The 25344-nt window shown below is 41.3% G+C and carries 20 protein-coding genes; 9 read left to right on the forward strand and 11 right to left on the reverse strand.

Annotated elements, in window-relative coordinates; translation table 11 throughout:
• Positions 1-22: 22 nt before the first annotated feature.
• Together MSKOL_RS15340 and MSKOL_RS15345 are read right to left on the reverse strand one after the other, a co-directional pair.
• Positions 23-1231, reverse strand: a complete 1209-nt coding sequence (locus tag MSKOL_RS15340) for a C39 family peptidase (RefSeq protein ID WP_048157512.1) — start codon at positions 1229-1231, stop codon at positions 23-25.
• 648 nt (positions 1232-1879) lie between these two features.
• The gene (locus tag MSKOL_RS15345) at positions 1880-2698 is read right to left on the reverse strand and encodes a Dna2/Cas4 domain-containing protein (RefSeq protein ID WP_231592273.1); all 819 of its coding nucleotides are present in this window, start codon (positions 2696-2698) and stop codon (positions 1880-1882) included.
• Between the two features lie 139 nt (positions 2699-2837).
• Between MSKOL_RS15345 and MSKOL_RS15350 the strand changes: the two genes are divergently transcribed.
• Genes MSKOL_RS15350 through MSKOL_RS15365 form a run of 4 tightly spaced genes read left to right on the forward strand, consistent with a single transcriptional unit; the run spans position 2838 to position 6268 of the window.
• Positions 2838-3578, forward strand: coding sequence for a helix-turn-helix domain-containing protein (locus MSKOL_RS15350; RefSeq protein ID WP_048122399.1), 741 nt, complete (start codon positions 2838-2840; stop codon positions 3576-3578).
• Positions 3579-3624: 46 nt separating this feature from the next.
• Positions 3625-4674, forward strand: a complete 1050-nt coding sequence (locus tag MSKOL_RS15355; protein WP_048157516.1) for a hydroxymethylglutaryl-CoA synthase — start codon at positions 3625-3627, stop codon at positions 4672-4674.
• A gap of 16 nt (positions 4675-4690) precedes the next feature.
• Complete coding sequence (locus MSKOL_RS15360) at positions 4691-5863, forward strand: thiolase domain-containing protein (RefSeq protein ID WP_048122403.1); 1173 nt, start codon at positions 4691-4693, stop codon at positions 5861-5863.
• 6 nt (positions 5864-5869) lie between these two features.
• A complete protein-coding gene (locus tag MSKOL_RS15365) occupies positions 5870-6268 on the forward strand; it encodes a Zn-ribbon domain-containing OB-fold protein (RefSeq protein ID WP_048157518.1) in 399 nt (132 codons plus the stop codon).
• Positions 6269-6745: 477 nt separating this feature from the next.
• On the opposite strand, the gene MSKOL_RS20450 is transcribed toward MSKOL_RS15365, so the two are convergent.
• Positions 6746-6967, reverse strand: a complete 222-nt coding sequence (locus MSKOL_RS20450; RefSeq protein ID WP_156151113.1) for a hypothetical protein — start codon at positions 6965-6967, stop codon at positions 6746-6748.
• 306 nt (positions 6968-7273) lie between these two features.
• On the opposite strand from MSKOL_RS20450, the gene cyaB reads away from it, so the two are divergent.
• On the forward strand, positions 7274-7807 hold the full coding sequence (gene cyaB / locus MSKOL_RS15375) for a class IV adenylate cyclase (protein WP_048122412.1): 534 nt from the start codon (positions 7274-7276) through the stop codon (positions 7805-7807).
• Between the two features lie 185 nt (positions 7808-7992).
• Positions 7993-8604 (forward strand): orotate phosphoribosyltransferase-like protein, encoded by a 612-nt coding sequence (locus tag MSKOL_RS15380; protein WP_048122414.1) that lies wholly within the window; start codon positions 7993-7995, stop codon positions 8602-8604.
• A gap of 112 nt (positions 8605-8716) precedes the next feature.
• Here MSKOL_RS15380 and MSKOL_RS15385 read toward each other — a convergent pair whose 3' ends face one another.
• The 4 genes from MSKOL_RS15385 to metG form a co-directional block, all read right to left on the reverse strand.
• Entirely contained in the window at positions 8717-9400 is a 684-nt protein-coding gene (locus tag MSKOL_RS15385) for a hypothetical protein (protein ID WP_082091162.1), read from the reverse strand.
• A 54-nt stretch (positions 9401-9454) separates the two neighbouring features.
• Positions 9455-10234: a hypothetical protein gene (locus MSKOL_RS15390; RefSeq protein ID WP_048157522.1), complete on the reverse strand. Its 780-nt coding sequence runs from the start codon at positions 10232-10234 to the stop codon at positions 9455-9457.
• A gap of 54 nt (positions 10235-10288) precedes the next feature.
• Complete coding sequence (locus MSKOL_RS15395; protein ID WP_197078777.1) at positions 10289-10969, reverse strand: hypothetical protein; 681 nt, start codon at positions 10967-10969, stop codon at positions 10289-10291.
• Positions 10970-11595: 626 nt separating this feature from the next.
• A complete protein-coding gene (gene metG / locus MSKOL_RS15400) occupies positions 11596-13737 on the reverse strand; it encodes a methionine--tRNA ligase (RefSeq protein WP_082091256.1) in 2142 nt (713 codons plus the stop codon).
• A gap of 564 nt (positions 13738-14301) precedes the next feature.
• Between metG and sppA the strand changes: the two genes are divergently transcribed.
• The 3 genes from sppA to MSKOL_RS21175 all read left to right on the forward strand — a co-directional run bounded on the left by sppA (position 14302) and on the right by MSKOL_RS21175 (position 19430).
• The gene (gene sppA / locus MSKOL_RS15405) at positions 14302-15486 is read left to right on the forward strand and encodes a signal peptide peptidase SppA (protein ID WP_048157525.1); all 1185 of its coding nucleotides are present in this window, start codon (positions 14302-14304) and stop codon (positions 15484-15486) included.
• Positions 15487-15713: 227 nt separating this feature from the next.
• The gene (gene serS, locus MSKOL_RS15410; RefSeq protein ID WP_048122427.1) at positions 15714-16985 is read left to right on the forward strand and encodes a serine--tRNA ligase; all 1272 of its coding nucleotides are present in this window, start codon (positions 15714-15716) and stop codon (positions 16983-16985) included.
• Between the two features lie 621 nt (positions 16986-17606).
• The gene (locus tag MSKOL_RS21175; protein WP_052725543.1) at positions 17607-19430 is read left to right on the forward strand and encodes a PKD domain-containing protein; all 1824 of its coding nucleotides are present in this window, start codon (positions 17607-17609) and stop codon (positions 19428-19430) included.
• Positions 19431-19890: 460 nt separating this feature from the next.
• Here MSKOL_RS21175 and MSKOL_RS15420 read toward each other — a convergent pair whose 3' ends face one another.
• Genes MSKOL_RS15420 through MSKOL_RS15435 form a run of 4 tightly spaced genes read right to left on the reverse strand, consistent with a single transcriptional unit; the run spans position 19891 to position 25085 of the window.
• Positions 19891-21912 carry a glycoside hydrolase family 15 protein gene (locus tag MSKOL_RS15420; protein ID WP_048157527.1) on the reverse strand — a complete coding sequence of 674 codons (2022 nt, stop codon included), beginning with the start codon at positions 21910-21912 and terminating at the stop codon, positions 19891-19893.
• Positions 21909-22718 (reverse strand): V4R domain-containing protein, encoded by an 810-nt coding sequence (locus MSKOL_RS15425; protein WP_048157529.1) that lies wholly within the window; start codon positions 22716-22718, stop codon positions 21909-21911. Before MSKOL_RS15425 ends, MSKOL_RS15420 begins: the two co-directional genes overlap by 4 nt.
• Positions 22719-22755: 37 nt before the next feature.
• Positions 22756-23952: a glycoside hydrolase family 57 protein gene (locus MSKOL_RS15430; RefSeq protein WP_048157530.1), complete on the reverse strand. Its 1197-nt coding sequence runs from the start codon at positions 23950-23952 to the stop codon at positions 22756-22758.
• Positions 23949-25085 (reverse strand): glycoside hydrolase family 57 protein, encoded by a 1137-nt coding sequence (locus MSKOL_RS15435; RefSeq protein ID WP_048157532.1) that lies wholly within the window; start codon positions 25083-25085, stop codon positions 23949-23951. The genes MSKOL_RS15430 and MSKOL_RS15435 overlap by 4 nt, the downstream gene beginning before the upstream one ends.
• Positions 25086-25344: the final 259 nt, after the last annotated feature.

Genomic DNA, 25344 nt, shown 5'->3' on the forward strand with positions numbered 1-25344 from the left:
ACATCCAACTCTTTAAAGGATTTTAACGTATATAGATACGTTTTCTTTCTGTACCGTTTCCGATCTTTTCAATCTTTGGTGTACCACTTGACCCAACAGGCAATGGATCATTAATATACATATAGTAATACCCATTCTGAATCAGGTATCCCTGGCAAACCCGATAATGATTTGAAGTCATACTGAAAAAAGGTCTTCTTTTGTTAATCTCTGTAACAGCGCCAGAACTAGTACAACTACTAGTTAAAGTTCCTGTTTTTCCCCATTTAATATTAGCCCATTCTATAATTTCAGAAGGATTGAGCCCAGCCGGATCATCGTTAGAATCGAAGAAATATTTATAGATTGATGTTTGTTTAGGAGTTGGTCTTCCATAGTATAAAGAAATCATTTGAATAGATGCTTCACCACAATAAATATCGCATTCTTGTCCACGACAAAGAACACCAAGTTTTATACTTGTTGAAGTCGTTGTTGCTGCATCGGCACTGAGTTTCTTCATATTTTCTTCAGTGACTGCCGCATTAATATTAACTCCCTTATTAGCCGCTGCTTGTTCTATATATTTTGTGAGTTGATCACTTTCCTGCCACTCTTTTAAATTTTCTTCAACTCCATTCTCCAATTTCATCTCATACATTGACCAAACTCCAGGCTCGGTTTCAGTTACAGGTTTATCTTCTACCTTTTCAAGAGTATATGCATCTACAAATATCCGATGTTCAAATCCAGTGGTCTTGTCTTTTACAACGGTCATTGCCCCTATACTCGGATAGTTGTATACAACCAAACTGGTTGATTTGATTTCTCCAGTTGGATAATTTTTCTTGGCGATATCTTTTGACTTTTTTATAGCTTCAGTCGTTTTATAGGGTTCAGGATCAAATGCAATGTCATTGAATGAATTTCCTAGCTTTTTATTGGCATAAATATCAATTGTACCTATCAATTTTTTTTCTTTATAGACTGAAAATTGATAAAATAATTTCTGACCATTTATGTCATAAAGCTCAATTGGTTTGGGATCAATAGATGCCCCTGTCCAATCTTCAAAGTTTGGTGCTTTGGCTGCTATAAAACTTATCATATTCGCATTAGCATGCTTAAAGGCGTCTTCAGCAGTTACAGAGTAATTATCCTCTTTCTGTGCACTTACGGCTGGTATCAATGTAATACCAACCAGCAATATTACTAAAATTAGCGCTACTATTCCAAATTGTTTCTTAATCATTCATTTAACTCCTAGTTACTTTTTCCTAGGAAGCAGAATCAGGCAAACTTGATATATACACAAAGCGAACATGACCATTGCCTCTTAGGACATGTTTTATGGAGTCAGGGTTATCTGGAAAGTACTGATAAACTCTATAAAATTCTATTTATTATTCCTTTATATATTTTAGGATCAAGTTATCAAACAATCTGATACGATGTAATATTTAGGATTATTTTTTTCAGAATTATTACTTAATAGGTCGAATTATTTGAGGATTGGGCTAGAAAATTTATATACTTATACTGAACCCAAGCGCAGTTTTAAACTTAAAAAGTGAGAAATGGTGTTTTTAAGAAAAGTATAAACTGTCCTGGCATATTCAAAAAAATCGTCACAACTAATTATAGGACAGCATGTTTCGTTTTTCATCTCTTTATAGTCCCTTTGAGGACCACCTTCTATTACCCTGGTAGTTTACTTTATTCTGACTTTTGCCTTTCGTGTTTGTTCATTGTGTTGTAATCTTTTTCCATTTTATTTATTGTATTATAATTTTTTTCCATCTTTTTCATTGTATTGTAATTTTTTCCATCTTTTTTATTGTGTGGTAATATTTTTCCATATTTTGCATTGTGTTATAATCGTTTTCCATCCACTTCTATTTCAGAAAAATTTTGACATAAGGGAAGACTCTGACACGCAGTGTTCTGAAAAGTTACATTCTTTGCAGAATTTCTCTTCCTTTCTCTCAGGCATAACTCCGGCTTTAATTTTTTCCACTTCCCTGCAGATTTTAAGAACTTCCCGCCTATCCGTGCTTCGAACAGCTACCCTTCGGAGAAGGCCGAAACTTACATATTCCACAAAGGCAAAGGGAACCTCTTTTCCATTTTCAGCTTCAAGAAGCATGACAAAAGCTGCGGCATGTATCCGATCAGAAGCCCATACTCCCTGTTGAGGGCAGCTTCCTGGCTTTAAGATTGACGGAACCTGCGCACCTTCAAAGCAAACGAGTTTTGACGGAACACCTTTAAGGTTAAGTCTTTCTGAGGACAGAAATGGCTCGGTTTTAACAGGCGTAAGTGCCGCAAGCATAGGCTCTTTCCCAAATTCTTCAAATGCTGCCCGCAGGTTGGCTGCAATTTCGGGAAGTTTAGCTCTTGCCCGCGCTTCTCCTTCCTCAAAAATCTCTTTTGTAACACCTGCGAGTTCTCGCGGAAACAGGAGTGGAAGATCTGTACATACCTTTGCCAGAGAAAGTTCAAGCTCCTCATAAAGGTTATCGGCGTTTAACGAACACTCTTTCACAATTTCGGGATAATTTAGGGAGAGTTCTTTCAGGATTATTCTCTCGAGCCTGGAGGCAGTAACTTCCGAAAACAATTCAAAGCCCCGATTGACAAAGTATACCCTCCTCGGGCAGTTGATATATAGAAGAAGGTCTGAGACGTTTATCTCCTGATTGGACGAATCGACTGGCATCATATACTAATTCGTTTACAAACATTATAAATTTTCTTAAGAACGTGTGCTGCACATTGATTTAGAAGTTCTGCGACAATTGCCGAATTCATATTCGTTAGATATATAAGGTAATGTTTCCTCTTAGAGTACGTAAGTCATGACATCCAATGAATCCTCAGAAAATCTGCGCAACCGTCTGGCGGAAAAAATGGCTGGAGATATCACCCTTTCGGAAAAGCCGGGAGAGTCACTCAAAAAATGGAGATCAAATTTTGAGATATCCCAGACCGATCTTGCAAATTACCTTAAGGTTTCCCCCTCCGTTATCAGTGATTATGAAAGTGGGAGACGAAAGTCTCCAGGAACGCTAATTATAAAAAAAATTGTTGAGTGCCTCCTTGAAATTGATATGGATCGGGGAAGCAAAAAAATTCACGCTTACGAATCTATACTTAATGCCGAAAGCGGTACGAAATCCATTTACTCAACATATGAGTATACGATCCCGATACAGCTTGCTAAACTGGTCAACCTTATTGAAGGAGATATTATCTACAAAGGAGTTGAAAGGCCTCTTTACGGTTTCTCTGTCATTGACAGCCAGAGAGCAATCCTGGAACTTTCTTCCCATGAGTTTCAGAAGCTCTATGGCTGGAGTACCGACAGGGCCATGATCTTTACGAAGGTCAGCACCGGAAAATCCCCAATGGTAGCCATCCGGGTTACCAACCTTAAGCCCGGTGCCGTGGTACTTCACGGTCTTCGAAAAGAAGAGGTCGAACCTGTTGTAATCAAAATGGCAGAAGTCGACCGCATCCCCCTGGTCGCAACTACGATGGATCTTGACCAGATTGTCCAGTTACTGAGAAAATACAGTCAATACTATGCCAGGGAATAAACCCTGAATTCTGATGCCCTGAAACACTCAAAAACAGGTGGAAATAATGACTATTGGAATCGTATCTTACGGTGCTTATGTCCCCCGATACCGTATCAAAGTAGAAGAAATCGCCCGGGTATGGGGTGATAATGCAGATGCTCTTAAAAGTGGCCTTATGGTATATGAAAAATCTGTGCCTGATATCGATGAAGACGCAGCAACTATAGCTGTGGAAGCGGCAAGATACGCGATGGCAAGAAGCGGGGCTGATCCAGAGAGGATTGGGGCGGTATATACAGGCTCGGAGAGTCATCCCTATGCTGTAAAGCCAACAAGCACAATTGTCGCCCAGGCTATAGGAGCAACCCCAAATATGACTGCAGCAGACTTCGAGTTTGCATGTAAAGCAGGGACAGCCGCAGTTCAGGCCTGTATGGGACTGGTAAGTTCAGGAATGATCGACCTGGGCATGGCTATAGGAGCCGATGTTTCTCAGGGTGCTCCTGGTGATGCTCTTGAGTATACTGCGGCTGCAGGGGGAGTTGCCTGCCTCATTGGAAGAAACGAATCAGAGATTGCCGCAATCATTGAAGACACTTATTCCTTTACAACTGACACCCCTGACTTCTGGAGAAGAGAAGGGATGCCCTACCCTGAGCACGGAGGCCGTTTTACAGGAGAGCCAGGCTACTTCAAGCATGTGACTAACGGCGCAAAAGGTCTTCTGGAAAAACTCGGGACAAAGCCTACAGATTATGATTATGCGGTTTTCCACCAGCCAAATGGAAAATTCCCTACCAAAGCTGCAAAAACCCTGGGTTTCACCAGGGACCAGATTGCTCCAGGGCTTGTAGTTCCAAAAATTGGGAACACGTATTCAGGTTCCTGTCTTATGGGAATTGCTGCGACTCTTGACCAGGCAAAACCAGGGGACAGGATTTTTGCGACTGCCTTTGGGTCAGGTGCAGGATCTGATGCTTTTAGTATAACGGTTACAGACAGGATTGAGGAAATCCGAAACAAGGCTCCGATGGTTTCCGAATTGATTAAAAATCCTGTATATATTGACTATGCAAGATACGCCAAACATAAGGGTAAAATCCGCCGGTCATGAAAACGGAGTGAAGAATATGAGAGACGTAGCAATTATCGGAGTAAAGAATACCAAGTTCGGAGAACTCTGGGAACGGTCCCTGAGGGATATAGTAGTAGAAGCCGGGGCCGGAGCACTCGCAGATGCAGGCGTTGGCGGAAAAGAAATCGACGCTCTCTACGTAGGAAACATGAGCGGAGGGCGATTTATTGATCAGGAACATATAGGTGCTCTTATAGCGGACTATTCGGGACTTTCCAAAAACCTGCATGTCCCAGCTACGCGAGTTGAAGCTGCCTGTGCATCAGGCGGGCTTGCCCTGCGGCAGGCCATCATGGCTGTAGCTTCCGGTTATAATGATATTGTGATTGCAGCAGGAGCCGAAAAAATGACTGATGTGGGGTCTGAGGAAGCGTCTTCAGCTCTTGCAGCAGCGGCTGATCGGGAGTGGGAAGGGATGGCAGGAGCAACTTTTCCCGGAATCTATGCAATGATTGCAAGATTGCATATGCACAGGTATGGGACTACCAGCGAACAGCTTGCCGAGGTTGCCGTAAAGAACCATAAAAACGGCTCTTTAAATCCCATTGCTCAGTATAAAAACAAAATCACTGTGGACGACGTGTTGAAATCTATAATGGTAGCTGATCCTTTGCATATTTTTGACTGTTCCCCTATAACGGATGGCGCTTCAGCTCTTGTGCTTGCCCCAGCGGATATTGCGCACAAGTACACGGATACTCCCATTTATATCAAGGCAACCGCTCAGGCAAGTGATACAATTGCGCTTCACGACCGGCGGGATATAACAACCCTCGACGCAACCGTGGTGGCTGCAAAGCGGGCCTATTCCATGGCAAAGCTGAGGCCTGAAGACATCGACCTTGTAGAAGTGCATGACTGCTTCACCATTGCTGAGATTTGTGCAATTGAAGACCTCGGGTTTGCAGAAAAAGGAAAAGGCGGAATTGTCACAGCAAACGGAGAAACTGCAATCGGAGGTAGGATTCCTGTCAATACCTCAGGCGGCCTCAAAGCCTGTGGACATCCTGTGGGAGCAACTGGCATAAAGCAGGCTGTAGAAATCGTAACCCAGCTGCGCGGAGAAGCAGGCAAGCGTCAGGTAGAAGGCGCAGAGTATGGCATGACCCATAACGTAGGAGGGTCAGGAGCAACAGCTGTAGTACATATTTTCTCGAGGGAGAGGTGAGATCCGATGTCTTCCGTTCCAAGATTCTGGAGAAGTCTCGGCAGCAGGTATAACCTTGAAGGTACCCGCTGTAAAGAATGTGGGGAACATTTCTATCCCCCGCGTAATTTTTGCGTAAACTGCAGGCGTGTAGGCCATATTGAGCCTTACAGGTTCAAAGGCACTGGCGAAATAATATCATATACAGTAATCCATACAGCTGCAGAAGGTTTTGAAGACCAGGCTCCTTATACCCTTGCGATAATTCAGCTTGGTGAAGGTCCCCGCCTGACCTCGCAGGTAATTGGCGATCCTGAAAAAATTCACATTGGAATGAGGGTAAGATCCGTATTCCGCAAGCTTGGAGAGGACGGAGAAGGTGGCATGATCTATTACGGCACCAAGTTCGTCCCCGAAGATGCATGAAAGATCCGGATTTTCCGGATTCCATTTTTTTAAGCGTTTATTTCCGGATTTTATTTTTAGCGTTTGTTTCCGGATTCTATTTTTTAACATTTATTTCCGGATTCCATTTTTAGCGTTTGTTTCCGGATTCTATTTTTAGCGTTTGTGTTGAAAAACGTAAGCACTATATTTTCTCATATCATATTTACTTCTGCAGGGCGATTTGATGAGGATAAAGATTGCGATGGCATTGATGTCTGTTGTCTTTATGTTTGTAGTTGGAATTCTATCCAATGGATTTTACTTGCTGCCTGGTACCGATGAAGATGTCCTTTTAGAATTAATGAGCACTATCTCTCTTTTTGGTTCTGTACTTTTCGTATTAGAAGCAAGAAAAGTACTACCCAGATGGCATATGGCAGTCCCGTTTTGTGTTTCACTGTTTTTACTGGTTATCGTAAGTTTTTGGAAAGTTAGTGGTACAGAATTTCTTAGTGACTACAGGTACCTCGTAACACCCATAGTAATAACGCTTCTGGCGTTACTGTCCCCATTCTCATTACTGGTCTTCTTATCTTTGCATAGACATCCATACTCGATGAAAGCATATCTTGCAGTTTCATCCATAGCAAGTGTTATTTCTATATTTTCTCTTTTCTTTGCAGTCTGGGAACTTTCATCAAGGCATTCACACGAGGCATCTTTTAGTGATGGTCTCATAGCAATTTATTTACTTTATTGGTTAATTGTGATGCCGATTATAGGATTGAGTTTTTTGCATCGTGCAATAAAGTAAAGGAATACCAGGGTTATGCCAAGTCGATCGGGATGGACAATTTCATGAGTTCTATTCTTCCGTGCTTTCAGTGGTTTTCAAAAAATTCATTTTGGACATACTTTGGAATCGATGCACTAGACTTGATAGAACCGCCCCAAACAAATATTATATATCGTTTTAGTGCAAGTGTTTTAGCCAGCAAATATTTACCAATTTTAACCGGATTTAACTGGAGATTCCTGAAAACTATGATTGAAATCGAGGTCAAGGTCAGAGCAGACCATTCAAAAGTTCGCTCCATCCTTAAGAACATAGGAGCAACAAAAATTGGGATTGAAAACCAGTCTGACGTTTATTTTGCAGCTCCTCACAGGGATTTTGCAAAAACCGATGAGGCACTAAGGATTCGTTCCCTGGATGGTCAGGCTGTGCTGACCTACAAAGGCCCCAAACTCGATGGCATTTCCAAAACCCGAGAAGAATTCGAAACTCCTGTAGATGAAGCCACCACAATACAAATACTGCATGCCCTTGGCTTCTCGGAAGCCGGAGTAGTCCGAAAAAAAAGGGAAGTTTTCAGCGCAGGAGAAATTACTGTCTGCCTCGATGCCGTCGAAGGGCTCGGGGAATTTCTTGAAGTCGAAATTGTGGCTGAAAGCGAAAAAGAACTCGAAACTTCAAGGGCAAAATTATTTGAATTGCTTAAACAGTTTGGCGCAGGGGAAAAGGATTCTATTCGGACTTCTTATCTTGAGATGGTACTGGAGAAAAATAACGGTTAATACACCTGGTAGATGTATGTACCAATCTTTCAAAGTTTTTCATACTACTCTTTTTACAGGTAGTTTCTTGTAAAGAGTTAATCTTAAGCTGAAGAAATTGATATAACGCTTGATATTATAATATTATCTTAATTTGGAAACCCCGGAAATATAGCCGGATAAAAATTTCAGGTGGGCATGGAGGCATGAAGGATATAGAAGATTTAATACAGAAAGCTGTGGAACTGCAAAGTAACGGACTTGTAACCGGTCAGATCGCCGAGGAACTCAATGTTTCAAGGGAAACGGTTACCTGGCTTTTAACCCGTTCAAAAAAAGAAGAAATAACTCCCGCTCCAAAAGATATTTCTGTAGACTGGAACAGTATCGGGAAAAGTGCTAAACGTCTTCATAACATCTCGCTTGCACTCTGCGACATTGTGCTTGAGACCCTGGAAAAAATAAATGCCGAAGTAGATGTAGTTGTTGGCGTTGCAGCCAATGGTATTCCTCTGGCAAGCATGATGGCATATGAACTGGGTGCAGATTTGGCTATTTATCACCGCAAAGGGCAGGAAACCGTTAGCACAGGACACAAAGGGACCATAAGCAGAAATTTTGGATCAGTTGCCGGTAAAAACTGCGTTATCGTGGATGATGTTATTACCACCGGTTCAACCAGTATGGAAGTGATTGAGCAGCTCAGGGAAATGGATGCAAAACCAAAACTTGTAGTTGTACTGGTCGACAAAAAAGGTGTAGATACAATCTATAATGTCCCGATTAAGTCTCTTGTAAGAGTTGTACGTTTGGACTGAATTGGTAAAAACTCATACAAGCTAAATAAGAGCGTGTTTTAAAATTAAGTCGGTGATTTTGGGACACGCTCTTTTTATGAAGGTTGCACAAACTCCCCTTCCGCAGTTTTTATTAACTCCTTCTTATATATAGGACTGCCCCCAACATTACTGCAATCACACTGACAGAGCTCATGAAAGGAGTAGTGTTTGATTTCTGAGTCTGATTGGAACTGTTTTCCTGCTCGCCTGCTGTTCCCGTATTTTCTGTCATTCCGATATCATTTGTCTTATTTTCGGTTTGATTTTCTTCTTGCTCTACATATGCGGCATTTTCGATTTGTTTTATCTCATCTGTTTTGTTCTCGATTTGGTTTTCTTCCGCCCACTTGCCCTGAGCTTTCAACTCCTCAATTACTATATTTCTGTCTGTAGCCGGATGTTTTCCCAAAAAACCGAGAGACATATAAAAAACTCCTTTATCGGGCCTTTGGTCCTTTAACATAAGGAGCACGGATTCGTTTTTAGTAAACTCTGCCTCGTCTTCAGTAGAGGCATTGGTCCCTATATTAGTCCTTACTATTATGGTCTTTGTTGGTAGAGGATTATAGAGCCATTCTTTAACTGTAATTGTGTTATTCGTGTAATAGTCAGCTACATCAATCTTACTTACTGTGCCAATAACAATACGGTCAGAGTTGTTTATCTGGTACGGAATTTCGGAAGCTTCTGGAGTAAATAAGGCTGCTGCGAGGTTTGAAGCTAAAAGAAGCAGTATAAACGTAAAGAGTATCATAAAAAAACTTAGGCGTTTCATCAAAATTCTCCTGCTTTTTATTTTCAGCCCATACAAAATAGCGAAGAACCATTGTTAGTTCTTCCTTTTTAAGTATACAATTGCACCAAGCATTACGGCAATCGCACTGACAGAGCTCATGAAAGGAGTAGTATTTGGTTTCTGGGTCTGATTGGAACTTTCTTCCTGCTCACCTGTAATTTCTGTATTCTCTGTAATTCCTGTTTCATTTGTCTTATTTTCATTTGTCTTATTTTCATTTGTCTTATTTTCATTTGTCTTATTTTCATTTGTCTTATTTTCATTTGTCTTATTTTCATTTGTCTTATTTTCTGTTTGATTTTCTTCTTGCTTCTCTACTGTTCCAATATTCTCTATCACTTCGGTCTCGTTTGTTTTATTTCCTATTTGGTTTTCTTCCGGCCACTTTCCTTGAGCTTTCAGTTCCTCGATTACCGCATCTCTGTCTGTAGTCGGGCGTTTCCCTGGAAAACCAAAAGTCACTTTGAAAAGTTGTTTATCTATATCTACATCTTTTAGCATTATAAGTACGGATTCGTTCTTTGTAAACTCAGCTTCATCTTCAGTCCAATGACTGCTTCCTGTTTCAATTCTTACTTTTATAGTCTTTGCAGGCAGGGGATTATAGAGCCATTCATTAACTGCAATTGTGATAATAGTGTATCTGCCGTAATCAATTATCTTACTCACCGTGCCAATCACTATGCGGTCAGAGTTATTTATCTGGTACGGAATTTCGGCAGTTTCTGGAGCAAGTAAGGCTGCTGCGATATTTGGAGCTAAAAGAAGCAGCATAAGCGTAAAGAGTATTGAAAACAAATTTAGGCGTTTCATCAAAGTTCTCCTGTTCTTTATATTCAGCCTACGCAAAATAACAAGAAGCTGTTGTTAGTTTTTCCTTTTGACGTATATGATTGCACCAAGCATTACTGCAAACACGCAGACAGGACTCATGAAAAGAATAGCGTTTGGTTTCTGGGTCTGATTGGAACTTTCTTTCTGCTCGCTGGGTGTTCCTGCGTCCTCTGATGTTTTGGTATCATTTACGTTGTCAACATTTTGATCTTCCTGTTTATCCTCTGTTTTTGTATTTTCTACCGCTTCGGTTTCGCTTGTCTTATTTTCTGTTTTATTTTCCTCTTGCCATTTACCCTGAACTTTCAACTCCTCGATTACTGCGTCCCTGTCTGAAACAGGATATTTTAGTCCCAAAGGTACTCTAAAAAGTAGCTCATCGAGATTTCCGTCATTTAACATCAAAAGGGCAGATTCGTTCTGGGTAAACTCGACTTCATCTTCCACAGCTAGATTAGTCCCTATTTTACTTTGTATTTTTATGGTATCTGTGGGAATAGGATTATAGAGCCATTCTTTAACTTTAACGGTATAAATTGTGTAGCTGCTATATGTGTCAATCTTGCTGACTGTACCAATAATTATTCGGTCAGAGTTGTTTACTTGATAAGGGATTTTTGCAGCTTCTGCATCAATCAATGCTACTGCGATATTTGGAACCAGAAGAAGCAGTATAAGCGTAAAAACCATAGGGAACAAATTTAGGTGTTTCATTAAAATTCTCCTGTTCTTCATTTCAATTTTCTAAAGAGTAGGGCATCGAAATTCCTGGCTGGATTTTTCAGGATTTATTTTAATAACTGTCTGTTTTCCATTTATTAAGGCAGATTAGTCTAACTCCCCCAAGAGTTAAAAATAAAGGATGAAACTAAGAGGATTTATCTAGACAACTTGCGTTATATCTATTAAATCGGCCTAACTATATAAAAATGTTTTTCACATCGGTAAAAAATTTTTGTTAAGGGTTACATGCTTGATGCTTGAGTAAAAAATAATGGATTATTCGTAACTCTTATGAATTAAAAAAAGAAAGCAGAAAATAAGAGTAAAAAACAGAAAATAAGAGTAAAAAACAGAAAATAAGAGTAAAAAACAGAAAATAAGAGTAAAAAACAGAAAATAAGAGTAAAAAGCAGAAAATAAAAATGAAAACCCTACATCATAAATAACAGGGTTGAATTCTACCTGCACGTTGCTCTTTTCAAATAGTATTTTACCTTTTTTGCCTAACTCTACCTTTTCTGGGGTGCGCTGTCAGATAAACTGGTAGGCGTCCTCTAATGTATAATTAGAAGACGGTTCTAAGCCAGTAGAAGTATTTTTGAATTCAAGAGGTCGTTTCAGCGTATCCTTGAACCCGGCTTTATCTCTTTGTCCGGCATCAGGGCTGCTACAATCTCTCCGCCATCGTCGGCTGCAAGCATCATACCGTTTGATTCGACTCCACAGAGTTTGGCAGGTTTCAGGTTGGCGAGTACAATTACAGTTTTTCCTACAAGCTCTTCTGGAACATAATAAGAAGCAAGGCCTGCAACAAGCTGCCTTGGCTTTTCTTCGCCAATGTCCACTTCAATCCTGATGAGCTTTTTTGATTTCTTCACAGGTTCAGCAAGCAAAACTTTTCCTACGCGGATATCGAGTTTTGCAAAGTCTTCGTACTCGATCGTGGGAAGTTTTTCTTTTTCCTCTGTCTCGGGTTTTGCAGTGTCAGCTTTCTCGGCTGTTTTTGCTTCTTCGGCAGTGCCCATCCCTTCGGATTTGGTGGGCTCTTTTCCATTGCCTTTTCCTGCGGCTTTCTTTGCATCTGCGGCTCTGACTCTCTGGTTTGCAATCTCTTCCATTTCCTCAATCCTGTCATCTTCAAGCTTTGTGAAAAGGATTTTGGGCTTTGCAAGTTTTGTGCCTGCTTTCAGAGGCACGAGCGCATCAGCATACAGTGCGGTGTGCAGGTCTCCTTCCTGCCCGAGTTCTTTCCAGGCGGTCTCCGTGCTTCCGGGGGTTACTGGCTCAAAAATAAGACACAGAGCTTTTGCCAGGTGAAGGCAGTTGTAAAGCACCTGTCCGCAGGCGACTTTATCCTGTTTTATCAGGCTCCAGGGCTCGTGGGACTGGAAGTAGGTATTTCCGAAAGACGCAAGGGACATTGCAGAATCAACGGCTCTTTTGAACTCATATTCGGACATTGCAGCTTTTACTTCCTTCAGGGCCTTTTCTATCTCTTCCTTTACCTCAGACTCAAGCTCTCCTGCTGGAACTTCTCCATAGTTCTTGTAAGCGAAAAGCATTGTCCTGTACAGGAAATTCCCGAGCACGGCAACAAGTTCGGCATTGATCTTTTCCTGAAGCACGCGCCAGGAAAAGTTCAGCTCCTTTGTGTGTGAGGTATAGCTTGCCAGATAATATCTCAGCAGGTCAGGATGGAAACCGTGGTCAAGGTAATCTTCTCCTACCCAAACCACATTACCCCGGCTCTTGGAAAACTTTTTATTTTCAATTTTGACCATGCCTGAAGCTACAACAGCTGTAGGGACCGAATAATCCGCGCCTTTAAGCATAGCCGGCCAGAAGATACAATGATGATAGGTAATGTCCCCTCCGATAAAATGGACAATTTCCCCGTCGTTTTTCCAGAATTTTTCCCAGGAATCCCCGGCTTTTGCAGCCCATTCCTCGGTAAAGGCGATATATCCTATAGGAGCATCTACCCAAACATAGACCACGAGGTCATCATGCCCGGGGAATGTTACTCCCCATTCCAGGTTCCTAGTTATGCACCAATCCGTAAGCCCCTGCTTTACCCAGCCAAGTGCATAATTTCTGGCATTGATGGTTCCTCCAAGGTCATTTGAGAGATAGTCCATGAGGTAATCGCTGAATTCGGAAAGCTTGAAAAAGAAGTGTTCCTGTTGCCTGTACTCGGCAGGCCCTCCGCAAATAGTGCAGACAGGGTTCAGAAGTTCTCCGGGCTCAAGGTGTTTTCCACATCCCTGATCGCACTCGTCTCCTCTTGCAATTTCACCGCAGTGAGGGCAGGAACCTTCTACATAGCGGTCAGGAAGAAAACGATTGCACTTAGGGCAATAGGCAATTTCGATGGTTTTCGGATACACATAGCCTTTTTCAATCAGCCTGTTTACAATATCCAGGGTCCGGTTGTGATTTTCAGGATCGTCAGTAGTCCCAAAAGCATCAAAGTAAACTCCAAGCTGCTTGAAAGTCTCGTCAAAATGTTTGTGATATACTTTTACAAGTTCTTTGGGAGTAATCCCTAGTTCTTCGGCATTTACGACAATAGGGGTGCCGTGAGTATCCGAACCGCAGACAAAAGTAACGTCCCTCCCTTCTTTTCGCAGGGAACGGGCATAAATATCAGCGGGCACATAGGTCCGGAGATGCCCGATATGAGCCTTGCCATTAGCATAAGGCAGGCCACAGGTGACAAGTACGGGTTTACTGGATGATTCTGGCATTCTTATCTCCATATATTTTTTATGAATATATTCCTCTTCGACAATTGCAACTCTGAAATATATTTCGCTCACGCTTTTTGATCAAACTTTTTTGGAAAAAGTTTGTTGAAACTCTGAAATATATTTCGCTCACGCTTTTTGATCAAACTTTTTTGGAAAAAGTTTGTTGAAACTCTGAAATATATTTCGCTCACGCTTTTTGATCAAACTTTTTTGGAAAAAGTTTGTTGTAACTCTGAAATATATTTTGCTCACGCTTTTTGATCAAACTTTTTTGGAAAAAGTTTGTTGAAACTCTGGAATCTGTTTCGCTACTGTGTTTTACAAGGTAATCTATTTGAGGAATAGTTAATAATAATATATAAAGAAGGGTGGAATGTAGAGACAGATTAATAATAGCTCCGACAAATGAACTGCTGAGTAAATTATATTGCCTGCGAACTTTTGTAAGTTATCCTTCTTGCACCGCTGCTACAATAAATATTCTCTTGATTAATAATTCAAACAATGCTCAAGACCGCAAACTAAAGTGGTAAATCTAAAATATACGATCCTAGATATACGGTTCCATCATATATGAGCGATAAAAACATAAACCCTGAGAACACGAACTCAAAAGATCTGTCTGGAGACGACAACTTACAAAGCAGTCCTCACAATGGAAGAGATGACTCCGTCCCTGATAATGGAACATACGGTACGAGTAATAACTCCTTCGATAGCTCTGCCCCTTATGGTCCGGAAAAAATAGATGATCATGGGCCCCACGTTGAGATCTCTGAAAATAAAGAAATTAAAAACAAGAGTTTAAGCATGAATCCCAATCCGTATCCACAGAACAAAAAGCATAGATGGATGCCCTACCTGCTGGTCGTACTGGCTCTCATTACTATCATACTGGTGAGTCTTGCGGTGATCTCCTCCAATTTTGGTGTTGGTGGAAGCCTGGGAAATTCGGAGAAGGTAGCTGTTATCTATGTCCAGGGTACTATATTTTCTGGAAACATTGCTGAAGGGCTTGGTTATGCTACTTCAGAAGAGATTGCAGGAGATATTCGCAGGGCTGCCGCAGATAGTGGAGTCAAGGCAATTGTGCTTAGAATTGACAGCCCTGGAGGATCTCCAGCAGCAGCCCAAGAAATTGTAGAAGAAATTAAGAAAGCCCAGGCAAAAGGAATTCCTGTTGTTGTATCCATGGGAGACCTTGCAGCCAGTGCTGCATATTATATCTCTGCGCCAACTGATTATATTATTGCAAACCCCTCTACGAATACCGGATCTATTGGAGTGATCTGGGTCTTCCAGAATAATTCTCTCTCTAATAAAGAAACAGGTGTAGATTACTACGTTGCAAAATCTGGAGAGATGAAAGATATGGGAAGTACCTGGAGAGGACTCACTGATCGGGAAAAAGAGTATGCTGATTCTGTAGTTATGGATAGCTACGAAAATTTCGTAACTGAGGTTTCAGAAGGGCGCAACATGTCCAGAAGTGATGTAAAGGCTCTTGCTGATGGCCGCATATACACCGGAGCCAGGGCAAAGGAACTTGGGCTTGTGGATGGTTTCGGAAATCTTTATGATGCAATTGACAAGGCTGCGGAACTTGGAGGAATTTCCGGGGAACCCAAAGTTGAATATATGAATAAAGCAAGTCTTTCAAGGCTCCTTTTGGGTTCGGATTCCAGAGGATCTAATGAGACAGCAAAACAGTCTGTCAGTTACTTTGAAGAAAGTCCATATGGAAAACTTCTTGCCTGAAACCCTAACAGAAAGAGCATTTAATAAGTGATATAGTTAAGTGATATAGTTAAGTAATATAGTTTTAATTGGGAACAGTTAGGGTTTTCAGATTTTTTAATTTTATTTTTATCTTAATATTTCCCTGTTTTTCTCTTTTTTCGACTTTGCTGATTTTCATAACAGCTTTACACCCGAAAAATCACAAAATATATATTCTCTCACATGCAGGATATCTCGGGCTTAATATGCTGGATCTCAAACTTGTACGTAATAGTCCCGATATAGTTAGACACGCTCTCATTAATAGGAATATGAGCACCGAGCTTATAGATAACCTTCTTGAGTATGATGTAGCGTGGAGAAAATGTCTCGCCGAAGGTGATGAGCTAAAACATAAGCGCAATGTGGTCACCCGTGAGATAGCGAAGCTAAAGAAAGAAAATAAAGATACTTTATCCAAGATAGAGGAAATGCAAGGCATTAATAGCCGTATAAAAGAAATCGATGATACAATACGTGATTACAAGTTAAACATACATGAAATAATGCTCAGAATTCCCAATATCCCATCCACGACAACTCCAGTAGGTAAGGACGAGAATGATAATCCAGTTGTAAGGGTTGTTGGCGAGCCAAGAGAGTTCACGTTCACTCCAAAACCCCATTGGGATATAGGAGAAGCACTGGACATACTTGACTTTGAGAAAGGGGCCAAGATCGCAGGCCAGGGTTTTACAGTCTATAAAGGTATGGGCGCAAAACTCGAAAGAGCTCTCATAAACTTTATGCTGGACGTACATGAAAGGCAGGGTTATCTTGAAGTTTTTCCACCAGTACTTATCAATGAAAAAGCCATGACTGGTACAGGGCAACTCCCAAAATTCAAAGATGACATGTACTTATGTACTGATGGTTACTATCTTGCACCTACCGCAGAAGTCCCTGTAACAAATCTCTTTATGGACGACTACATTGAAAACCTGCCGGTCTTCCTTACAGCGTATACTGCCTGTTTCAGGCGTGAGGCAGGAAAACATGGTCAGGACACCAGAGGCATCATCCGCCAACACCAGTTCAATAAGGTTGAACTTGTTAAGTTCGTAAAACCGGAAACCTCATATGAAGAACTGGAAAAGCTCACCAGTGATGCGGAAGAAATCCTTAAACTTTTAAAACTGCCATATCGCGTTGTAAACCTGTGTACTGGAGACATCGGATTCTCAGCAGCGAAGACTTACGACATCGAGGTGTGGGTACCCACACAGGAAAAATACAGGGAAATATCTTCGTGCTCCAATTTCGAGAACTTCCAGGCCAGAAGGGCGAATATCCGCTTCAGGACTCCTGAAGGTCCGCAGTTTGTCCATACCCTTAATGGCTCAGGCCTTGCTGTAGGGAGGACTGTCGTTGCGATACTCGAGAACTATCAGCGTGAGGATGGAAGCGTGGAGATCCCTGAGGTTCTCAGGCCATACCTTGGCGGGGCAAAAGAGATTAGTAACGAAACCAATACTTAAACTAAACAAGTCTAAATTTAAACTTATAAGCCTATATTTAGACAGATGTATGGGATTACCAAAGTAGATCCCAAAACTACTGTCAACGCGAAAAAGCGTGGAAGAAAAATTTAAAGGCGCAATTTTTCAGTGCTTTGCGTACTGTTAGCGTCTGTTTTCTTTTCTAATTTTTATATGTAATATTGAATGAGTTTTCTCAAAATAATTTTGTTCCCAAGTTCATAAAGCTTCAGAACTATTTTTGTGATGAGAAATCGATTGATTATTCAGATTATGTGATTAAGAGGAGTATTTTGAGTTTTGGGATTAGATACTTGTTTTACAATATTAAGAGTCTTCCTCATATTCGCGATTTTCAATAACTAAATCTTACGATCCTTATCTCTTAACTCTTTTTAAACCATTTTTTGGATTTTAATGCCTCTGTTTTGTGTTTTTGCACTAAAATACTGTTATTTCACCTTAATCAGCTTCAATTCGATTCTTATATAGGCATATTCTCTCTAATTCGAGAATTTTTATGAAACTCTGGTTTTAATAAAAAGGCTTAAAAATTAACATGAAGTTTAAAGTATTAATATCCTTTATATAAAAAATAAACTAAAGAACCAGGGTAAGATAATGAAATTTAACGAAAAATTGAATTCAGTAGCCTTAGTGTCAGTAGCTCTGATCTTGTTTTTAATTTTCGTTTCGTCTACAACGTCGGCAGCTACTGAGCAGAGTGCTTCATATGCAGGGACGTATGCATATATTACGGACCGTTACAGCGACACTGTCTCTGTAATTGATACATCTACAAACGCTGTTACAGCCAAGGTACCTGTAGGAAATCATCCTAGTGGAGTTGCGGTCAGCCCAACGGGAACAAAGGTATATGTGGTGAACTCTGATAGCGGGAGTGTTTCTGTAATTGACACAACCACAAACACCGTTACAGCCACTGTTTCTGTAGAACGTGGTCCTTATGGGGTTGCAGTAAGTCCTAATGGAAAAAAGGCATATGTAGCGAGCATGGGCTTAGATACTGTCTATGTAATTGACACAGCAACAAACACTGTTACAGCCACTGTGAATGTAGGAACTTATCCTAATGGAGTTGCAGTCAATCCAGCAGGAACAAAAGTATATGTGACGAACAATATGGATGGTACTGTCTCTGTAATTGATACAGCTACAAACAAGGTTACAGCCACAGTAAATGTAGGAACCAGTCCTGAAGGAGTTGCAGTCAGCCCGAACGGAAAAAAAGTATATGTGACAAACAATGGAGAAAATACCGTCTCTGTAATTGATACAGCTACAAACAAGATTACAGCCACTGTGAATGTAGGTGATTATCCTAAAGGAGTTACAGTCACACAGGACGGAAAAAAGGTGTATGTGGCGAATTTCGGCAAAATTGGCGATCTAGGAGGTACTGTCTCTGTAATTGACACAACCACAAACAAGGTTGCAGCCACTGTGAATGTAGGTTTCTATCCCTGGGGAATTGCAGTCAATCCAGCAGGAACAAAAGTATATGTGGCGGACTATGGAGATGGTTCTGTCTATGTAATTGACACAGCAACAAATACTGTTATAGCCACCATTATGTCTGCAGGACACAAGATTATTGCCTTCGGACAGTTTATAGCTTCTGTCCCGATACCAGTAATTCCTGTCGCAAACTTTTCCGCAAAACCTACCTTTGGAATGGCACCAATGATAGTTAAGTTTACTGACAAAAGCACGGGCTTACCGGATAAATGGAAATGGAATTTTGGAGACGGGGATACTTCAACCGAGCAGGATCCAATCCATAAGTATTTCAAAGCAGGAACATATACGATAACATTGACAGTGACCAATGCAGCCGGCAGCAATAAAACAACAAAAACAAAGTATATAACTGTTCTACCTCGTCTTAATAACCCTAAAGTTCCTGTTGCTTCTTTTTCTGCATCTCCTACTACTGGAAAAGCACCTTTAAAGGTTGTCTTTACTGACAAGAGTAAAAACACACCTACTTCCTGGAAATGGAGTTTTGGAGACGGAGCAGCTTCAACCGAGCAGAATCCAGTCCATAAGTATTCAAAAGTAGGGAATTATACGGTTGCCCTCATAGCGATAAATGCAGCAGGTAATAATACAACAACAAAAGAAAATTATATAACAGTAATAGAAAAACCTGTTGCAAACTTCACCAGTAATGTCACATCAGGAAAAGCCCCATTAACTGTTGCCTTTACTGACAAAAGTACAGGCTTACCTGAGAAATGGAAATGGAACTTTGGAGATGGGACAACTTCAAGAGAAAAGAATCCGACTCATAAGTATTTACAGGAAGGAAAATATAAGATTACACTTACAGTAAGCAATACCGCAGGCAGCAGTACTGTAACCAAGACAAATTTCATAAAAGTAACAACAAATACAAGACCGGGTATATACTCTGAAAATTAATAAACCTCGAATTTAGAACGAAAAAAATTCAAGTCTAAAGGGAGTGGGGGAGTTTTTATAAAGTACCCCCGATTACCACGTTTTGAGTATGGACGAATTTTATAACTAAACAAAAAGGCTGGTTAGAATAGATCTACGACAAATATTGAAAAATATTTGTAACTATTCAGCCTATATAAAACAACATCAATAGCCATCTTGTTTAATATTTAATGAGCACTTTTTTGGAAGGTTCATTTTTTTAAATTGTTGGTTATTGATTGCGTTTTTCAGTCTTGCATGGGTTAGCAATTTCACGTATGTGACAACTCTGAATCAACATCAGTAGACTGATTTGGGGTACCTGAATAGTTACAAATATTTAAATATTTTACTGCATTTATCTCAGGAGCTTCCTACTCTTTTTACATCCTTCAATCCTTCTCTTCTGCTTATAAGATCCTCTCCCTTTTGTTACTCCTTAATTTTCTTGCATATTCCCGGCTTTTTTCCTGCAAATTTTGTCCAGAAGCAGAATGTTATTAAGTATCAGAGATCCACTCCATCCGAGAGGGATTGCCCAGGCAGGGGTGCCTGTAGACTTATCCACCTGCTCCGGGAGAAGTCCTGTACTGGTTGCTCCGGCAAGAGACCATTTGAGGTATTCAATCCCTTCTTTGGTCAGCCTTTTTACTGTTTCTTCCGGCTTTTCTTCTTGTTCATAGAACTTCTCATGCGTGGAGGTAGAGCCTTCTTTTTCATCGGAAAGTTCAAGGGCAAAGGTAAACATTGCTTCCGAAAGCCAGAGCGTAGTTACTACCCACGGGTTTCCGTTTATGTAACTGTCATTTTCATACCTCTTGATGCCGTAACCGATATTTATGGGTACTGAGAGTTTTTTCTGGATGTTCTCTATCATGAACTGAATCATATCCTTTTCCAGGGGGTCTTTTGCAGAGAGCATTCCAAAAGGAACATAAGTGCCGAGAATACTTGCATCAATCGTTTTGTCCAGCTTCTCATTAATTACACCTTTTGCAAAGTAACCTTCCTGAAGCCAGAAACGGTCAATCGTAGCCCGTTTGACGAACTCCGCCCTCTTTTTCCAGCGCCTTGCCATGCCAGCTTCTCCATTTTCTTCAGCCAGGTGTGAAGCGCCCATGAGTCCGGCATAAATTGAAGCATTTGTATATGTAAAAATTCCGTAGTAAGTCTCCCAGAGATCCATACATCTCTCGTGAATTCCGGATTTGGTCCGCTTCATCAGGTATTCGGCAGCCCTGAGCACCGAGACCCAGACCTCTTCTAGAAATTCAGCTTTCTTCAGGCCCTCGAGAATCCCGTAATAAACATCCATAGCATAGAGCGTAGACCCGGTTTCGTCAATCTGAGTTGAGTAGTCAAAATTACCCCAGGAGGGAGCTATATTTCCATTTAGCCAGTAGCGTTGAAACCAGGAACCATCAGGGAGTTGAGTCTGGATGCACCACTTGAAAAACATGTCACAGTAGTCGGGATAGCCTGAATGCTTTAATGCAAGCACGATTTCTGCAGCATCTCTATTCCAGCAGAACCCATATCCTCCACATTTCTCGAAGTTTGAGTCAAATTCCGGAGCAGCTACAAAAGACCCATATTCGCGGTCGTTAAGGAGGTAAAGCATTAGAAGAGCCCGGTTATAGGCATTGAATAGATCCTGACGAAGGTTGTCGTGTTCTTCAAGCCCCGGAATTTTGATTACCTGCTTTCTGGAAAGCCACATAACCCAGTGTTCCCGCGTCTTTTCAAAAATATATTCAAGAGGCATTTTTGAGAGCTCTTGCATTCTCTTATATAAGAGGCGTCGGGAAGAAGCAGCACCTATAAGGATCACAAACTCATTTGCTCCGTCAGCATCCAGTTCAAGATCCCAGCCAGCCGCATTATTAATGTTTCCTATATCTTCTTTGTTCCCCTGGAGTTTTCCGTCTTCCATATCATATTTGGCATTCGTCCACCATATAGTATCCATTGCCTTTCCAATTTGCCACTCATTAAACTCTGGCTGAGAATAGATCCCTATATGATAGTTTTGCCAGTACTGTACGAGCAAATGAATATCGGTATCGCAAAACCCGGAGTTTTTCTTGGAGGTTTCCCCGACGTTAAAATTCGAGTAATAAAAGAATTTTCCTGAAAGCTTTTTCTGGGACTGGACCTTGAACCTGCGGATAAGGACAGGCACGTCAGGGTGCACAAGGTCAAGAATGGAAATTCGGATTCCCGAATCATGATAAAGTTTTGTTGACACAATATTTGTGTCCTCTATATAGTTCTGGATGCCATGCCATTCGTTATCATTAGTCCAGAGAAGCTTTTCTCCTGTATGAATACAGGCAACAGATTCCTCGACATGTTGAGCATGGTCTCGGCGGGGATAAAAAAAACCTATTATTTCCCCCTTTTTTCCCATTGTTACAAGCAGCTCGTCATTTCCAAGAATAACGTTGGGTTGCTTTATCACCGTGTCTCCCCTCTCAGTTGGTATTCCTGACTTGTACCGCCAGACGGTGCCGGCGAGATTATGTGTTCACAGACTTCTTTTCCTGTAGCTTTACAGCTTACCTCCCTCACACTTATATTTTTCCCGAAATATTCGGTCAGGTAACCTGCAAAATAACCACTCATAAAGGCACAAACTGGCTGTTCCGACCCTCCGTAAACATCAGCTATAAACGAGTCTTTCACAACGATTTTTCCTTCATAAGTTTTGGGATCACATTCGATTTCCAGGATTCCCCAGCCCACGCCTTTAAAGAGTTCTGCAAGCACGCTTGCAAAATTACTGTCATTAAGGTCCAGAATACTCTTGAAATACTTTGCTGCGTGAGTCCCCCCCTTAAGTCCTGAAAGAGTGAGAAGGCCTTCTGCATGCGGAGCACTCTGGTTAAGAGTTTTAATGATATCAACAATGGTAAGTGCCCTTGCCATAACTCCCCTGACTCCTATAACATTTAGGGGGAAGTCCACGGAATAAACCATTCCATATTCTGAAAGCCCATATTCGACCTCACTTACAACTTCAAGTTCCTTTATTTTTCGGGCGAAATCCTCCGGATTAACATCTTTGTTAAGCTCGGTAAATACTGAATATTCTCCGGTTTTCTGTGTAATATTATCCAGATGACCAAACATAATGAACGCATTCTCTTTTTCGAGAAAGTCAGTTATTAAAGATAGAGATCCCGGCTCTTTCGAGTAGATTATCTTAAACCATACAATCTGCGAGTTTTCATTGAAACCTGCAAACATGAATAAGTCTCTTACCATGTGACCTGACTCCCATGAGTTAGTATGTGTTCTTTAGTTAAGCTATTGTGCGAAGTTTTCTGAATACCTGTGCTTTGAAGTCCATAAGTACAGCCATGAAATTAACCGCTGCATCGAAAGGCGTGGAATGGACACTGAAATATGAATGTACATCCCCATCTCCGAGCCATTTGGTACACATATAGTAGTAATGGTCCGAAGTCAGCAGATGCTTCCATATACGCAGGATTTCAGGGTCCTCCGTCTTCCTCACAAAGGGTTCAAGCAGCTTTATTTCTTCAAAGCAGCGCCTTTGCATGTCGTTTCCAAGCCATGCGCTTGTATCGCGTTCCATATCAGCCCAAGAAATTGTGGAAAAGTCCCCAACATCGATCTCGGCTACAGGGGAATATTTTTCGACAAGCTCAAGAGGGGTGCTGAAGTCCAGGTGAGTCTTGAGCACTTCCCCGGGAAGTTCTTTCAGGAAGGAAAATATCCCGGTTTCTTCCCACTGATGCTCTCCGAAGGTCTCATAGTCCATAAAGATATTAACGCAATCTTCATTATTCCCTGAAGCCCATGAGGCCCATTTCTCTGCAGTCAGGGGATACCCTTCCCACCACCTTGCAGAAAACCTGTATCCTATATCGTCACTCAACTTGTAATTTCTAAAGATAATAGGAAGTCCTGAACCTTTTGCCCTGTAAAGTACGTTGGGTGACCTTCCCTCAAGCATATGGTCCGCTCCTTCGGTAAGGATCGCCCTGTACCCAAGACCCGAAACAAGCTTTGCTATAGTGTTATTGTAAAGCAGTTCGGTATTCCGGAATACCTGAGGTTTAACTCCCAGAAGGTCAAACATAAGTTCTCTATGTTCTTTTATTTCCTCAATAAACTCGGTTTTGTCTTCAAAAAGACTTGAAAGGGAATGATAAAAGGTTTCGTCCAGAAATTCCATTGATCCGGTTTCCGCCATCTGCCGGAAGCCTTCGAGGGCATCTTTTCCCCAGAGTTCACATTGTTCGAGCAGGGTCCCGGTAACCGAAAGAGAAAACCTGAATTCTCCTTTATGTTCGTCAAGAGCATCCAGGAGGAGTGTATTTGCAGGAATGTAGCATTTCCGGGCTACTCTTTCAAAGATCTCCCTGTTGCTTCTCTCGTCAAAATAACGGAAAAACCCTGATCTGTCATCAGGCCAGAACCTGCGCAGTCTGAAAGGCTGGTGTACCTGGAAATACATACAAACCGAGGTCATGCTCCCTCCTCCAGCACAGCTCTCCTGAAATCGGACAGGATGGAAAAGTAATTGACAGCCCTTTCATATCCTTCCCTGATATTCCCAGAATTCATAGAAAAAAAGATTTCACTCTGCTGAAGGTAACCGAATATATGTTTAAGTTCTCGATAGTTCTTATTTTCTTTAAGCCCTGATAGTTCCTCTTCGATTCTTACCAGTTCTCGCAGGTAAAGCTGCTGAGCATGGTTACCTAATGCGTTATTTATCCCATAACGGATTGTCTGTTCGGTTCCCAGGGTAGGAAGCTTTAAGGGTTCAAATCTACTGGCAGCTTCAGAAGGCGTGAGCATATCAATTCCCCTGGACTTTAGGGCATCTGGAAACGTCCTGATAAAATCGTCTATCATGCTTTTGTTTCTGTAGTGAAAGCAGAGGCTTGTATAATTAAAATAAAGAGTCAGGATGTCACCTTCCATGCTGGCAATCCAGTCCGCAAACTTTTCCGGAATAAGAGGGTAGCCTTGCCAGTTTTTTTCCGAAAAGCGCAGTTCAAGGTCTTCGCTCAGGTTTATGTGCCTCAACAAAGTGGGGAGATGGTTTTCAAATACATGTACAGGGTCATATCCATTCATAAGGTTCCTGGACCCCTCGGCGATAAGGCAGTTAAAACCCAGGTCAGTAAGAATCGTCCCTACTCTTTCGGTGTATAGGAGCTCTGTGTTTACGAAGGTTTTAGGGGTGATATCCAGTAATTCCCGGATCATTTCTCTATAAATGAGCACTTCTTCCTTAAACCAGGAAAGATCAGGATATAGCGAGCTCAGAGAGTGATAACTACAGCTCCCTGTGAATTCCACGCTCTCATTTTCCCCAAATTCGCGGAATGATTCGAGAAGTTCGGGATCCCATCGACACTGTCCAAGGAATGGCCCGGATAGATCAAAGGAATATTTTCCCCCTCTTTCTATGGACTCCATAATCAGATCATTAAGGCGTAAAAACTGTCGGCTTGTTTTTAAAAATTTTGAAAAAATACTATTCCGGTCAAAATACCGGTCCATTTCAGGCACCCCGAAAAATCCCTCTACAGGCCAGTACCACTTAGGACTGTAAGGCAGATGCACTCCCATACAGATGCATACAGCTTTCATAACACAGTAATCTAGTGCGGAAACCTACTAAAAACTATTGTTTTGGTTAACTCAAAACTATTTTTTATGCCAAATCTGACCTTGCAAGGAATCAGAAAATACTGATAATAGCTCAAGGGTAAAAAGAACAACTTAGATTAAAAACAAATTAAAAGGTAAGATAGATGGGATCCCATCTAAATTGGAAACAAAGAAAATCTCTTGGAAACAAAGAAAATCTCTTGGAAGCAAAGAAAATCTCTTGGAAGCAAAGAAAGTC

Source organism: Methanosarcina sp. Kolksee, assembly GCF_000969945.1.
GTDB classification, from domain to species: Archaea; Halobacteriota; Methanosarcinia; order Methanosarcinales; family Methanosarcinaceae; genus Methanosarcina; species Methanosarcina vacuolata.

Coding starts and splice junctions, on each gene's coding strand:
- MSKOL_RS15340 (WP_048157512.1), bottom strand. CDS start 1,231: ATGATTAAGAAACAATTTGGAATAGTAGCGCTAATTTTAGTAATATTG.
- MSKOL_RS15345 (WP_231592273.1), bottom strand. CDS start 2,698: ATGCCAGTCGATTCGTCCAATCAGGAGATAAACGTCTCAGACCTTCTT.
- MSKOL_RS15350 (WP_048122399.1), top strand. CDS start 2,838: ATGACATCCAATGAATCCTCAGAAAATCTGCGCAACCGTCTGGCGGAA.
- MSKOL_RS15355 (WP_048157516.1), top strand. CDS start 3,625: ATGACTATTGGAATCGTATCTTACGGTGCTTATGTCCCCCGATACCGT.
- MSKOL_RS15360 (WP_048122403.1), top strand. CDS start 4,691: ATGAGAGACGTAGCAATTATCGGAGTAAAGAATACCAAGTTCGGAGAA.
- MSKOL_RS15365 (WP_048157518.1), top strand. CDS start 5,870: ATGTCTTCCGTTCCAAGATTCTGGAGAAGTCTCGGCAGCAGGTATAAC.
- MSKOL_RS20450 (WP_156151113.1), bottom strand. CDS start 6,967: ATGAGACCATCACTAAAAGATGCCTCGTGTGAATGCCTTGATGAAAGT.
- cyaB (WP_048122412.1), top strand. CDS start 7,274: ATGATTGAAATCGAGGTCAAGGTCAGAGCAGACCATTCAAAAGTTCGC.
- MSKOL_RS15380 (WP_048122414.1), top strand. CDS start 7,993: ATGAAGGATATAGAAGATTTAATACAGAAAGCTGTGGAACTGCAAAGT.
- MSKOL_RS15385 (WP_082091162.1), bottom strand. CDS start 9,400: ATGAAACGCCTAAGTTTTTTTATGATACTCTTTACGTTTATACTGCTT.
- MSKOL_RS15390 (WP_048157522.1), bottom strand. CDS start 10,234: ATGAAACGCCTAAATTTGTTTTCAATACTCTTTACGCTTATGCTGCTT.
- MSKOL_RS15395 (WP_197078777.1), bottom strand. CDS start 10,969: ATGAAACACCTAAATTTGTTCCCTATGGTTTTTACGCTTATACTGCTT.
- metG (WP_082091256.1), bottom strand. CDS start 13,737: ATGGAGATAAGAATGCCAGAATCATCCAGTAAACCCGTACTTGTCACC.
- sppA (WP_048157525.1), top strand. CDS start 14,302: ATGAGCGATAAAAACATAAACCCTGAGAACACGAACTCAAAAGATCTG.
- serS (WP_048122427.1), top strand. CDS start 15,714: ATGCTGGATCTCAAACTTGTACGTAATAGTCCCGATATAGTTAGACAC.
- MSKOL_RS21175 (WP_052725543.1), top strand. CDS start 17,607: ATGAAATTTAACGAAAAATTGAATTCAGTAGCCTTAGTGTCAGTAGCT.
- MSKOL_RS15425 (WP_048157529.1), bottom strand. CDS start 22,718: ATGGTAAGAGACTTATTCATGTTTGCAGGTTTCAATGAAAACTCGCAG.
- MSKOL_RS15430 (WP_048157530.1), bottom strand. CDS start 23,952: ATGACCTCGGTTTGTATGTATTTCCAGGTACACCAGCCTTTCAGACTG.
- MSKOL_RS15435 (WP_048157532.1), bottom strand. CDS start 25,085: ATGAAAGCTGTATGCATCTGTATGGGAGTGCATCTGCCTTACAGTCCT.